Raw genomic sequence first — 13,472 nt, forward strand, 5'->3', positions numbered from 1 at the left:
CGCCCACACCCGGGCGTTCCCCAAGACGCTCCCCGAGGGCCCGGGCGCCGGAGCCCACCACCGGCCCGCACCCCAACCCGGCAGAATGGACCCCGTGCGGTACCTGATCCTCGGCACCACGGAAGCACGTGACCCCTCCGGCGCCCCCGTCCCCCTAGGCGGCAGCCGGCTCCGCGCCCTGCTCGCCGCCCTCGCCCTCCACGCCGACCGCCCCGTCTCCGCCGATGCCCTCATCGCAGAGGTCTGGGGCCCGGACGCCGACCTCCCGCACGACGCGAGCGGCGCGCTCCAAGCGCTCGTCTCCCGTCTGCGACGTGCCCTGGGCAAGGACGTCGTGACCTCCGGCCCCGGCGGCTACCGCCTCCTCACCGGACCCGGTGACGTCGACCTCCACGTCTTCGAGCGGCTCGCCGCAGAAGGCGCCGCCGCCCTCGACGCGGGCCACCCGGAGACCGCCGCGAGCAAACTGCGCGAGGCACTCGCCCTGTGGCGCGGCCCGGCGTTCGCGGATCTGCCGGACCGGCGGTCGGCGGCGGCCCGCCCCGAGGCGCTGCGCCTCACGGCGCTGCACCGCAGGATCGACGCGGACCTGGCCTGCGGACGCGCCGCCGAGACGCTGCCGCAGCTGCGGGAGCTGGTCGCGGACCACCCGCTGGACGAGCCGTTCCACGTACAGCTGATCAGGGCGCTGCGCGCCGCGCACCGCTCCGCGGACGCGCTCGTGGCGTACGAACAGGCCCGCAGGGCGCTCGCGGACCAGTTGGGCGCGGACCCGGGCCCGGAACTCCGCGCGCTGCACGCCCAACTCCTGGCAACGGACGAACCACCCGCACAAACCATCCCCACCCGCACCCCCACCCCCGCACCACCACCCCAACCACTCAAAGCCCCGCAGGGAAACCTCCGCCCAAGACTCACGAGCTTCGTCGGCCGCGAGCTCGAACTCCTCGAAATCCGGGCCGACGTGGCGCAGTCGCGTCTGGTGACGCTCACCGGACCCGGCGGCTCCGGTAAGACCCGCCTCTCGGAAGAGGCGGGTGCGGCGCTGACCGGCTCGGACTACCCGGACGGGGTCTGGATCGCGGAACTGGCCCCGCTCGACCATCCCGAAGCGGTGCCGCAGGCGGTCCTGAGCGCTCTCGGCCGCCGGGACACGACGATCTTCGGCGTGGCCCGCGAGGGCATCAAGGGTTCGGCCGGCGGCGCGGGCGCCGACCCCGGTGATCCGACCGTGCGCCTGCTGGAGCACTGCGCGCACCGCCGGCTGCTGCTCGTGCTGGACAACTGCGAGCATGTGATCGGCGCGGCGGCCGAGTTGGCGGCCGAACTGCTCGCCGCGTGCCCCGGCGTCACGGTGCTGGCGACGAGCAGGGAGCCGCTGGGAGTGCCGGGCGAGACGGTGCGCCCGGTGGAGCCGCTGTCGCCGACGACCGCGCACCGGCTGTTCGCCGAGCGCGCCGCGGCCGTGCGCCCGGGGTTCGACCCGGAGCAGGACGTGGCGGCCGTCGACGAGATCTGCCGCCGGCTGGACGGTCTGCCGCTGGCGATCGAACTGGCCGCGGCCCGGCTGCGCATGCTGTCCCCGCGGCAGATCGCCGACCGCCTGGACAACCGGTTCCGCCTGCTCACCAGCGGCAGCCGTACGCTCCTGCCGCGTCAGCAGACGCTGCGCGCGGTCGTCGACTGGAGCTGGGACCTGCTGTCGGAGGAGGAGCACTCGGCGCTGCGCAGCCTGAGCGTCTTCGCGGGCGGCTGGACGCTGGCCGCCGCCGAGGCGGTGGTCGGCGGAGACGACGTCATCGAGCTGATCGGCCAGCTGGTCGACAAGTCCCTGGTGGTCGCGGCACAGCCGGACAAGAACAACGAGGACGACGGCACAGAGATCGGCACCAGCACCGGCACCTCGATCCAGACCGAGGACGGCGTCCGCTACCGCTTCCTCGAGACGATCCACGAGTACGCGGCCGAACGCGCCCAGGAGCGCCCGCAGGAGCTCGCGGCGGCCGCCCGCCGCCACACCCACTACTTCCGGCGGTTCGTGCGGACCGCCGACCCGGAGCTGCGCACCACCCGCCAACTGGTGTGGCTACGCCGGCTGGAGGCCGAGCTGGACAACATCCGCGCGGCACTCCAACGGGCGATCACGGCGCAGGACGAGGCGGACGCGCTGCCCCTGGCCGTCGACATGGGCTGGTTCTGGTGGCTGCGCAACTACCGGGAGGAGGGCGCCGGCTGGCTGGGACGGATCATCGAGATGAGCGAACCGGGCGAGCGGGACGACCCGTTCTTCTGGGCGCGGATGGACGCCCGGCTGCTGACGTTCTTCGTGAGTACGGACCACGCCTCGGAGGAGTTCCTCAACACCCGTCCGGTGCAGGAGACGGCCGCGCTGATCGCCGATGTGTACGGGGACGCGGGGGCGGCCTCGGCCCGCTTCCCTGGCCTGCTGTGGCCGATCGCGAGCTACGTCGGCGGCGGACGTCTGGCGATCCGCGAGTGCACGGACTCCGTCGTCGCCAACTGCCGTGAGTACGGGGACGACTGGGCGCTCGCGGCCGCCCTGATGTTCCGTACGCACGTCACCATCGACCTGCCCGGCGGACTGGCCCGTGCCACCGACGACTGGAACGAGCTGACGGTCCTCAGCGGCCGCGTCGGCGACCGCTGGATGCTCGCGCAGGTGCACGGCGCGCGCGCCGAGATGGAGGTCATGTGGGGCGAGTACGCGGCGGCCCGCGCCGACTTCGAGGCGGCGCTCCGGCTCGGCGAGGAGCTGGGCGCGCGCGCCGAGGGGCCGTTCCTCGTCGGGCGGATGGCCGAGCTGGCCATCCGTTCGGGTGATGACGCGGAGGCCGAGAAGCTCTGCCGCCGGGCCGAGGAGGGGGCGGAGCAGTTCGGGGTGATGGACGCGCGGAACTACGTCCGCGCCCTGTCCGCGTGGCTGTCGCTGCGCCGCGGCGATGTGCAGCGGGCCCGTGAGCTGTGCGTGCTGGCCCGTGACGAGGCGAGCCAGGGCACTCCGCCACCGGTCTTCGCGGTGGTTCTCGCCGGTCTCTTCGCCCGGATCGCGGCCGCGGAGGGCGATCCGCGGGACGCGCTGAACCAGGTCAGTGGCGCGGTGCGGCTGGGCATCGACACGGGCTCCACGGAGCCGATGATCGCGGGCCTGCTGGAGTACGGGTCCGAGCTCCTCGTCGAGCTGGGCGAGCCGGGGGCCGCCGCACGGCTGCACGGGGCGTCGTCGGCGCTGCGCGGGCCGCTGCTGCCGCGTACGGTCCCGGAGACGGTGAGCTTCCGCGGGGCGGAGGCGGGTGCGCGTGCCGTGCTGGGCGACGCCGGGTACGAGGCCGCGTACGCGGAGGGCGAGGGACTGGACCTGGAAGCCACGGCCGCCACCCTCGCGGCGGCGGCAGCCTCCGCCCCGGCCGCCCCCCTCGCGGCGGCGGCAGCCTCCGCCCCGGCCCCCGCTTCCGCCCCGGCCCCCGCTTCCGCCCCGGCCCCCGCTTCCGCCACCGTCGGGGAATAGCTCCGCACCGGTCACCGTTGCTGAATATTGATCATTCAAGCAATTTGGGAGTGTCCGTGAAGGTCGAGATCTACAGCGACATCGCCTGCCCGTGGTGCCACGTCGGCAAGGCCCGCTTCGAGCGCGCCCTCGCCGCCTTCCCGGGGGCCGCTTCCGTCGAAGTGGTCTACCGGCCGTTCCAGCTCGACCCGGCCGCTCCCGAGAAGCCGCAGCCGCACCGCGAGGTGCTGGCCGCCAAGTACGGGCCCCAGTCCCTCGCCATGGACGAGAAGATCACGCAGCTCGGCGCGGCCGAAGGCCTGACCTTCGACTTCGACACCGTCGTCGAGAACAACTCGCTGCTCGCCCACCGCCTGCTGCGTTTCGTGCTCGACACCTACGGCCACGCCGCGCAGGCGCGCCTCAAGGGCCGGCTCCTGGACGCCCACTTCGGCGAGGGTCTGGACATCGGCGACCGCGAGCGCCTCGCCGACGCCGCCGTGGCCGTCGGCCTCGACCGGGCGCCGGTCGCCGCGTTCCTCGCCGGCGACGACCTCGTCGACGAGGTGGCCGGGGAGATCGACGAGGCCCGGCAGCTCGGCATCACGGCCGTCCCGACCTTCGTCTTCGAGGGCACGTGGATGGTCCAGGGCGGCCAGGAGACGTCCACGTTCCTCCGCGCCCTGGAACAGGTCGCGAAGGAGACCGGAACGGTCGTGACGGACCAGGACGGCGGCGTGTGCGCCGATGGAGCCTGCGAGGTCCCGGCGAAGGACCACGACCACTGAGGCCGCCTGCCCTGCCGATGCCCTGCCGATCAGGAACGTCCCCTACTGGCAGCTGATCCTGGACTGGGCCCAGTCCGCCACGTTCACGAACTGGTAGCGCTCGGCGGACTCGACGACCAGCCGGATCGTCTTCTGCCCGGCGATCCCGACACTCACCGGCACCGCCGCGTCGCCCCCGCGCACCACCTGCGACCGCCACAGCCGCCCGTTGTCGCCGTAGACGGAGAAGCGGACCGCGCCCAGCCCCATGGTCATGTCGTCGGCACCGGCCAGTGCGTCGTACGTCGTGCAGCTGCGGTTGAGGTCGATGAGCACGGACGACGGGGAGCGCACGGTGATGCCGTGTTCGTACTCCTCGCCGGCGATGTTCAGGCCCCAGCGGTCCCAGACCCAGCTGCTGCGCCCGAGCCGCACCGTCGGCTTCGTGTTGTCACCGATCCCGCTCCACCCCAGCTGGTTGACCTGGAAGACCGTGGGAGCGGGGGGCGGCGAAGGAGTGGGTGTGGGGGTCGGCTCGGGCGTGGGCTTCGGGGCGGGTGACGGCGTGGGGGAGGGCGACGGCTTCGGCTTCGGCTTCGGCTTCGGCTGAGCAACGGGAACGGCGGGCTTCGGCGCCGGCGGCTTCGGTGCCACCCTCGGCGGCTCGGGGCTCGGCTTCGGCTTCGGGGGCGGCGTCGGCGGCGGTGTGGTGACGGGCGCCACCACCGCCGGCTTGGCCTGCGGCTTCGGCGCGGGCGCGTCATGCCCGATGTTCATCGCGGCGAACGCGATACCGGCGGCGGCGACCACCACGGCCGCCACGATCCCGGCCTTCACGGGCGCGCCGAGACCCTCGGCCGCGGCGCCTCCGCCGGCGGCGCCGGCTCCCGCCCCGCCACCCGACGCGGCACCCGTGGCGGCGGCTGCCGCACCTCCGGCGGCACTCGCCACTCCGACACCCGCCACGATGCCGGCCACCTTCGCCGCGTACGCGGCGGCGAACCAGCCGATGACCGCGACCGGCAGCAGGCCCTTGAGCGCCGAGTTGACATCGGCCAGCTCCAGCGCCGCCGCCCGGCACCGTTCGCACTCCTTGAGGTGCTTGCTCAACTCCCGGTCCGCACGCATCCGCAGACCGCCGCGCGCATGCGCGCCCAGCCGGTCGGCGTAGCGCGCGCAACTGCCCCCGGTGGTCAGCATCGAGCTCACGTGCGCCTGCAGATAGGCCTGCCGCAGACCCTCGCGGGCCCGGTGCGCCAGTACTGCCGTGGCGTTGGCCGTCAGGCCGAGCAGCGGGGCGATCTCGCTCGGCGACTCCTCCTCGACGGCGGTGTGCCACAGCACCGTCTGCCACCGCTCGGGCAGCGTACGGAACGCCCGGATGGCCAGCGACTGCTCGGCGTCGTGCATGGCGCGGACGTCCGCGCCCAGGTCCAGCGTGTCCTCGTTCGTGGACGAGCCCGCCGCCGACACCGCGAACACCGCGAAGTCCTCGACGAGTTGCTCGCGCCGGGCGGTGTTGCCCCAGGACGCGGCGACGCGCCGGACCGTCGTCAACAGGTAGGCGCGCACCGCCGAGTCCGGACCGCTGCCGCCGCGCACCGCCTGGAGCGTGCGCGCGAAGACCTCGCCGGTCAGGTCCTCGGCGGTGTGCGCGTCCCGGCAGCAGCTGCGGGCATAGCGGCGTACCGAATCGGCGTGCCGCCGGTACAGCTCCTCGTACGAGCTGTCGTCACCACCGCGTACCCGGGCGACCAGATCGGCGTCCGACAGCGGTACGTGGGACTCCGGTTCACGCTGCTCGGGAACCCGGCGCGATGGCAGTCCGCCGCCCGCTTCCGCACTTGCAGCAGCGTTCGACTCGCCGTTTGCCTCGTCCACCGCGCCAGGGTGTCACACCATGTGCATCCCGAGATATGCCGCGACAGGGAACCACTCGTCCGGGGAGCCTTCGCTCACCGGTCCTTCACCATTGATCGCCTTTTCACCCGGTCTACTCGGCCGGGGCCGTGCTCCAACTGAGCGTGGACGGGGCCGAAGGGCCCTCCGCGGCCGCGGAGGACGGGCGTGAGCGCAGTCCGTCCAGCAGGATCTCCAGCAGCCGTGCCGACGCCGCCGCCTGCTGTGCCGGATCGGGCAGCGAGGGCGCCGCGGTGGCTATCACCAGCAGCACGTCTGCCACCGAGACATCACCCCGCAGTTCGCCCGCCGCCCGCGCCCGGTCGACGAGCTGGCCGACGACCTCCAGCAGCGCGGGAATCCCGGTGTCGTCCGCTTCCCCGGCACCGTCGGGAACGGCCGCGTCGAGCACCGGAGCCGAGCCGGCCGACGTGCCCGCCGACGTGCCGAGGGAAGTGCCGGATGATCCGTCGGCCGGCGGATCGGCCACCGGCGCCGGATCCGCGAGTCCTGTCGACGGTTCGCCCGGCTCCACCGCCACGCTCAGCGGCGCCCGCTGCTGCGGAACCCGCGCCGCCTCGTCCGACAGCCCGGAATGCGCGGGCAGCCCGGACAGTGCGGAAACAGCCGCCTCGACGGCGAACCCGGATCCACCGGAGCCGCCTGGCGCCGCCGGCACCCCGGACACCCCGGTCCTGACCCGCAGCACCTGCGGCGGCAGCAGCCGCCCGGCACCCGAGGCCACCGAGGTCCGCAGGAAGCGCGCCAGCGCCGACCACGCCTCGTTCTCCTGCCCGAGAGCGGTCCTCGCCTGCTCGGTCAGCCGGGAGGTCTCCTCCTCGGCGATCCGCCGCACCAGTACGTCCTTGCTCGGGAACCGCCGGTACACGGTGCCGACGCCGACGCGCGCACGGCGTGCCACGTCCTCCATCGGCGCCCCGTAGCCCAGCTCCCCGAACACCTCACGCGCGGCCCTCAGCACATGTTCCAGATTGCGCTGGGCGTCCACCCGCAGCGGGGTCGCGCGGCTGCTGCCGCCGTTACCCTCCGCGCCTGCCGCTACCGTCCATTGAGAGTCCTGAATGTGCATATGTGTATCCCCCGGTTATGACGTCTCCCCCCGGAGACTCCCCACCCGTAATGATCATCGGCGCACGACGAACGTACCCCGATGGAGTACGAACATAGTTGAGCCGAGGTCAGGAAAGAAGGGGGTCCGTTCCGCCCGGCGCGTCCCCGATCGGAGTAGCGGGTCCGACTGTTCTTCTTTCACCGGCTTTGCCCGGTCAACGACACATCCCTGACCTGCCGGATCCGGGTATCCGGTGAATCACTGCGGTACGCCCTGTGGACAAACGTCCTTCATCCATTGCGTCATGGAGCAATGACGGAGTCGGCAGCCCAGTCAAGAGCCAGGACCAGCCCGCGCATTCTCGTGATCGGCGGGGGATACGTCGGTATGTACACCGCCCTGCGCCTGCAGCGGAAGCTGAAGCGCGGCGAAGCGGAAGTGATCGTCGTCGACCCGCAGCCCTATATGACCTATCAGCCGTTCCTCCCCGAGGCGGCCGCCGGGTCGATCTCCCCCCGGCACGTCGTGGTGCCGCTGCGGCGGGTGCTGAGCAAGTGCCAACTGGTGGTGGGCGAGGCGACGCACATCGACCACGCCAAGCGGGTCGCGACCGTGGCGACCCTGGCCACCGAGGAGGAGGGCACCTCCGGGATCGAGATCCCGTACGACCACCTCGTCCTCGCCCCCGGCTCCGTCTCCCGCACGCTGCCCATCCCGGGCCTCGCCGAGTTCGCCATCGGCTTCAAGACCGTCGAGGAAGCCATCGGCCTGCGCAACCACGTCCTGGAGCAGCTCGACATCGCCTCCTCGACCCGCGATGTCGACGTACGGGACGCCGCGCTCACCTTCGTCTTCGTCGGCGGCGGCTACGCGGGCGTCGAGGCACTCGCCGAGCTCGAGGACATGGCCCGCTACGCCACGCGGTACTACCACAACCTGCGCCCCGAGGACATGAAGTGGGTGCTCGTCGAGGCCACCGAGAAGATCCTCCCCGAGGTCGGTGAGGAGATGGGCAAGTACGCCATCCGGGAGCTGCGCGCCCGCAACATCGACCTGCGGCTCGGCACCCGGCTGGACTCGTGCGAGAACCGGGTCGCGGTCCTCTCCGACGGCACGCGGCTGCCCACCCGCACCGTCGTCTGGACCGCGGGCGTCAAGCCGCACCCGATCCTCGCCGCCACCGACCTGCCGCTGAACGAGCGCGGCCGGCTCAAGGGCACCGCCACCCTCATGATCGACGGCGTCGAGGGCGCCTGGGCGGCCGGCGACGCCGCGGCCATTCCGGACCTGACGGCGGAGGAGCCCGGCAAGGAGTGCGCCCCCAACGCCCAGCACGCCGTCCGCCAGACCAAGGTGCTGGCCGAGAACATCCTCGCGTCGCTGCGCGGACAGCCGATGAAGGAGTACCGGCACAAGTACGTCGGATCCGTCGCCTCTCTCGGCCTGCACAAGGGCGTCGCCCACGTCTACGGACGCAAGCTCAAGGGCTATCCCGCGTGGTTCATGCACCGGACCTACCACCTCAGCCGGGTGCCCACGTTCAACCGCAAGGCGTGGGTGCTCGCCGAGTGGACACTGTCCGGTCTTTTCAAGAGGGAAATCGTTTCGCTGGGCTCGCTGGAACACCCGCGCGCCGAGTTCGAACTGGCCGCGGGAGGGCTCCCCAAGCCGGACGCGCCCTGAGCCACGCGATTCCCCCCGGGCCGCGGGTCGGCCACACTGGGCGTGTGACCATGTGTGCGCCAGCACCTGCAAAGCGTGACAAATACGAGGAATCGGACGTTTGCTGAATTCTCCCGGGGAGCGACCCCCCGTACCCCCGCGCGGAGCCAGGCGGTCCGGGCTGCCCCGAACAACGCCGCGAGGTGGAGCTCGGTGAACCTCACCCGCTGGAGCGCCCGGCTCCCCGGCACGCAGCGCCGTACGGCCGCGGCCGGGCGTACGCCCGACGCCGCACCCGCCGCCCCGAACGCGCCGACGGCCGGCGGAGCCGTGCCCGCGGCCCGCGCCGAGCACCCGGAAGCGCCGGCGTGCGCCGTCGACGCGCTCTCCGTCCACGACGTCCTCAGCCAGGTCCCGGCGCTGATCGCCATCACCTACGGCGCCGCGCACCGCATCGCGTACGTCAACGAGGCGTACACCGAGGTCTTCGGCGCCCGCAGAACGGGTGAACCCGCCCGCGAAGGACTCCCCGAGCTCGACGAGCTCGGGCTGCTCCCGCTCATGGACCAGGTGCACCGCAGCGGCAAACCGCGCACCGTCAAGGCGCGCAAGGTCACCCTCCCCGACCGGGACCGCTACTTCACCTTCACCTGCACGCCGGTGCACACCGGCGCGGGCCACGACGGCACACCGGGCGCCCCCGGCGCGCCAGGCACCCACGGCGCCGCGCACACCACCGCTCACAGCGCCGCCCACGGCACCCAGGACGTCCCCGAGGCCAAGCGCGGCGTCCTGGTCTTCGCCGCCGACGTCACGGACCAGGTACAGGCCGCCGAGCGCCTCCGGGAGAGTGAACGCCGGCTGCACGCCACCGCCGTCACCCTCCAGCGCAGCCTGCTGCCGCAGGAGCTGGAGCAGCCCGACGATCTGCGGGTCGCCGCCACGTACCAGCCCGGCGGCACCGACGCCGCTGTCGGCGGCGACTGGTACGACGTGATCACCCTCGGCGCCGGTCGCACGGCGCTCGTCATCGGCGACGTCATGGGCCGCGGCGTCCGCGCCGCCGCCGTGATGGGCCAGCTCCGCACCGCGGTCCGCGCCTACGCGCGGCTCGACCTCCCGCCGCACGAGGTCATCCAGCTGCTCGACGGCCTCGCCTCCGAGATCGACGCCACCCAGATCGCCACCTGCGTCTACGCGGTCCACGACCCCAGCGAGGGGCGGCTCTCGTACGCCACCGCCGGCCATCTGCCGATCCTCGTCCGCGACCCCGAGGGCCAGGTGCACCGCACCGACGAGCCGACCGGCCCGCCGCTGGGCACCGGAGGCTGGGTGCACACCTCCGGATCCATCCCGCTCGGCCCCGGCTCCATGGCGGTGCTCTACACCGACGGCCTGGTCGAGCGGCGCGGCGAGGACATCGACGTCGGCATCGACTCCCTGATGAGCGCCTTCGCCGGCGCCACCGGCACCCCACAGGTCATCTGCGACCGGCTGCTGCGCGCGCTCGGCGTGACCTCCGAGCACGACGACGACGTCGCCGTCCTGGTCCTGCAGTACCCGGACCACACCGGCGCCGACGCCGAGCTCTTCCGCAACGCCTCGCTGGAACTCCTCGGCGGTATCGAGGCGGCGCCCCGCGCCCGCGCCTTCGCCACCGGCGTCCTGTCCAGCTGGCGCTTCCCCGCGGAACTGCGTGACCTCGGCGTTCTCGCCGCCAGCGAGCTGGTCGCCAACTCGCTGCAGCACGGCACCCCGCCGATGAAGCTCCGGCTCCGGCGCACCGACCGCCGGCTCATCATCGAAGTCACCGACGGCGACGACCACCTGCCGCGCCGCCGCCGCGCGGAGCCCGCCGACGAGGCCGGCCGCGGCATCTCGATCATCGCCACGATCGCCTCCAGCTGGGGCTCCCGCCGGACGCCCGGCGGCGGCAAGGCCGTCTGGTGCGAGTTCGCCCTTCCACGCGCCTGAGAACGCCGGCTGCCCCGGCCGATCGGCCGGGGCAGCGTCCTACTCAGTCTTCGCCGTCTTCGCGGTGTGCGAAGGGGGCGTTCCTCGGCCGCTCAGCCCCCGACGGAGGCCTCGACCGGCCGGCCGGTCACCAGCGGGCGGTCGGCCGCCAGCGGCTCACGCGGCGCCGGAACGACGGCGTGCGGGTTGTCCTGGGCGGGAGTGAGCCCGCGGCCCATCCGCAGCGCCAGCCACGTGATGCCGAGCGAGAAGGCGATCAGCATGCCGATGTAGGCACCCCACATCCCGGCCCCGGCCATCAGCCCGCCCACCGCCGGCCCGACCGCGAGGGCGAGCTGCTTCACGAGGGCGAACGCCGAGTTGTACTGCCCGATCATCCGCGCCGGCGCCAGATCGGCGACGAGCGGAGCGACGGTCGGCGACAGCATCGCCTCGCCGAGCCCGAACAGCGCGTACGTGGAGATCAGCGTCACCGTCGCCACCGCGTGGCTCCCGTGCAGGAGGCCCGAGACACCCGCCGCGACCCAGGCGACCGTCCAGATCAGCCCGACCGCCGCGATGACCCGGCTGCGCCGCCGCCGCTCGATCTTCTTCAGGATCAGGAACTGCGCAGCGACGATGACGGCCGTGTTCGCCGCGAGGGCGATTCCGAGCGTCGCCGGCCGGATGCGGGTGACCTCGGTCGCGAAGGCCGCCAGGCCCGACTCGAACTGTCCGTAGCAGGCGAAGAACATCACGCCGCCGAGCACGCACAGCTGCACCATGGCCCGGTCCCTGACCAGCATCCGCCAGCCGCCCGGGGCCTTGTCCGTCGGTGCGCACTCGATGCGCGACGTCCTCGGCAGCCGCACGGTGCAGACCACCGCGCCGAGCACCAGGAACATCACGGCCTCGATCGAGAACAGCAGCGTGAAGCTGCCGGGCCGCGAGGTGTCGACCATCAGGCCGCCGATGAGGCCGCCGATGCCCAGACCGAGGTTGTTGAGGAAGAACTGCGTCGCGAAGGCCCGCGAGCGGGTCTTCGTGGTGGAGCACCACACGATGAGTGTGGCGAGCGACGGCGCGATGATCGCGACCCCGGCGCCCATGACGGCCGACGCCGCGACCACGGTCACCGCGGTCGACGCGAGGCCGAAGCCCATCGCGCCGATGGCGGCGAGCACCGCACCGGTCATGGCCACGGGCAGCGGCCCTCGCTGGTCGATGGCCCGGCCGGTGAACGGCAGCACGCAGAGCGCGGCCACGGCATAGGCGGCCAGCACCACCCCGGCCGTCGTCGCACCAAGATCCCGTACCTGTGCCACGTAAATGAACAGGAACGGGACCGTGAAGCCGTTGCCGAACGCGCTCAGCGCGTTGCCCAGCTGGATCCGGCGCAGAGCCGCGCCCATCTCGGTGGTCACACTCACCTACCTCGGTTGTCGTTGAGTCTCGAAGACTTCAAAGTTAAAGTTAGAAGCTAAAGAGTACACAAAGAAGGGCTTTAGCGCCAAGCCGTTACGTGCCATACTCGGGCCATGCCCGCAGCAGACGGTCCCGCCAGTCCCCCGCAAGAGCTGGACCTCGACGAACAGATCGCGGCCTACCAGCGCGAATTTCCCGAGGTGGACCCCCAGGTCGAGAAGGTCGTCACGGCCCTGGGCCGGCTCAACCGCCGGATGAACGTCGGCTACGGCCGGCACCTCTCGGCCCTCGGCATCAGCAACGCCGAGTGGGAGGTCCTCAAGGCCCTCGTCGTCGTCGGCAAGCCGTACCGCCTCGGCCCCGGCGATCTCGCCAAGCGCCTCGGCCTCACCCCGGCCGCCATGACCCACCGCATCGACCGCATGGTCACGGAGGGCCTGGTCACCCGGGACCGCGACGAGTCCAACCGCGTACGCGTCATCGTCGAGCTGACGGACGAGGGCCGCGGCAAGTGGCTGGAGACCATGCGCATGGCCGCCGCCTTCGAGGCCGATCTGCTCCAGGACCTCTCCACGGACGAACGAGCGGTGCTGGGCGAAGTGCTCCAGCGCCTGCTGCGCCGCGTGGAGGTGGCCCAGCCGGACGCCGGCGGCCGGCTGGAAGACCTCGACTGACGGTGTCCCGGCAGGCTCTCAGCGCGGCTCTCAGGGGGGCTTCGCAGGGCGGACGGGCGGGGGTTGACACCCTGCGGATGGATGCGTAGTGTTCTCCGAGTTGCCCGCCGGTGAACGCCGACGCGAGTCGGTCCCGAGGCAGCCACTCCAGATGACAACCATTCGAACGAACGACGCTCTGTCGTCTTGTTTTCGTGCGCGTTTTCGGAATGGGAACGGAAAGCAGCCGATTGGATCGGAAGCCGAAGTTCCGCTAAAGTTTCACTCGTCGGAAGGGCTCAACGGCCCTGATGACAAACCCCGCTGACTGGGAGTCAGGCCCGAAAGGTTCTGATAGAGTCGGAATCGCCGGAAAACGCGAAAGCGAAGAAGGCGAAACCCGCTGACTGGGAATCGGGCGTGAAAGCGTCTGATAGAGTCGGAAACACGAAGGGAAGCCCGGAGGGCGCCGGTGACGGCACCAAAGGAAGCGTCCGTTCCTTGAGAACTCAACAGCGTGCCAAAAGTCAACGCCA

Annotated in this window: 8 protein-coding genes; 5 read left to right on the plus strand and 3 right to left on the minus strand. The window is 72.1% G+C overall.

Annotated elements, in window-relative coordinates; genetic code table 11:
* The first annotated feature begins 94 nt into the window (after positions 1 to 94).
* Together O3W51_RS45195 and O3W51_RS45200 are read left to right on the plus strand one after the other, a co-directional pair.
* A complete protein-coding gene (locus O3W51_RS45195; RefSeq protein ID WP_269289682.1) occupies positions 95 to 3,526 on the plus strand; it encodes a BTAD domain-containing putative transcriptional regulator in 3,432 nt (1,143 codons plus the stop codon).
* Positions 3,527 to 3,582: 56 nt separating this feature from the next.
* A complete protein-coding gene (locus O3W51_RS45200; RefSeq protein WP_138359293.1) occupies positions 3,583 to 4,293 on the plus strand; it encodes a DsbA family oxidoreductase in 711 nt (236 codons plus the stop codon).
* Between the two features lie 42 nt (positions 4,294 to 4,335).
* Here O3W51_RS45200 and O3W51_RS45205 read toward each other — a convergent pair whose 3' ends face one another.
* Together O3W51_RS45205 and O3W51_RS45210 are read right to left on the minus strand one after the other, a co-directional pair.
* A complete protein-coding gene (locus O3W51_RS45205) occupies positions 4,336 to 6,153 on the minus strand; it encodes a sigma-70 family RNA polymerase sigma factor (protein ID WP_138359291.1) in 1,818 nt (605 codons plus the stop codon).
* Positions 6,154 to 6,265: 112 nt separating this feature from the next.
* On the minus strand, positions 6,266 to 7,261 hold the full coding sequence (locus O3W51_RS45210; protein ID WP_232486288.1) for a TetR/AcrR family transcriptional regulator: 996 nt from the start codon (positions 7,259 to 7,261) through the stop codon (positions 6,266 to 6,268).
* A 294-nt stretch (positions 7,262 to 7,555) separates the two neighbouring features.
* On the opposite strand from O3W51_RS45210, the gene O3W51_RS45215 reads away from it, so the two are divergent.
* Together O3W51_RS45215 and O3W51_RS45220 are read left to right on the plus strand one after the other, a co-directional pair.
* Positions 7,556 to 8,926, plus strand: a complete 1,371-nt coding sequence (locus O3W51_RS45215; protein WP_138359289.1) for an NAD(P)/FAD-dependent oxidoreductase — start codon at positions 7,556 to 7,558, stop codon at positions 8,924 to 8,926.
* A gap of 192 nt (positions 8,927 to 9,118) precedes the next feature.
* A complete protein-coding gene (locus O3W51_RS45220; RefSeq protein WP_138359287.1) occupies positions 9,119 to 10,879 on the plus strand; it encodes an ATP-binding SpoIIE family protein phosphatase in 1,761 nt (586 codons plus the stop codon).
* Between the two features lie 92 nt (positions 10,880 to 10,971).
* On the opposite strand, the gene O3W51_RS45225 is transcribed toward O3W51_RS45220, so the two are convergent.
* The gene (locus O3W51_RS45225) at positions 10,972 to 12,282 is read right to left on the minus strand and encodes an MFS transporter (RefSeq protein ID WP_269289687.1); all 1,311 of its coding nucleotides are present in this window, start codon (positions 12,280 to 12,282) and stop codon (positions 10,972 to 10,974) included.
* A 114-nt stretch (positions 12,283 to 12,396) separates the two neighbouring features.
* Here O3W51_RS45225 and O3W51_RS45230 point away from each other — a divergent pair, with 114 nt between their 5' ends.
* Positions 12,397 to 12,957, plus strand: a complete 561-nt coding sequence (locus tag O3W51_RS45230) for a MarR family winged helix-turn-helix transcriptional regulator (protein WP_138359283.1) — start codon at positions 12,397 to 12,399, stop codon at positions 12,955 to 12,957.
* Positions 12,958 to 13,472 lie beyond the last annotated feature (515 nt).

Source organism: Streptomyces sp. H39-C1 (assembly GCF_027158125.1).
Classification (GTDB): domain Bacteria; phylum Actinomycetota; class Actinomycetes; order Streptomycetales; family Streptomycetaceae; genus Actinacidiphila; species Actinacidiphila fildesensis.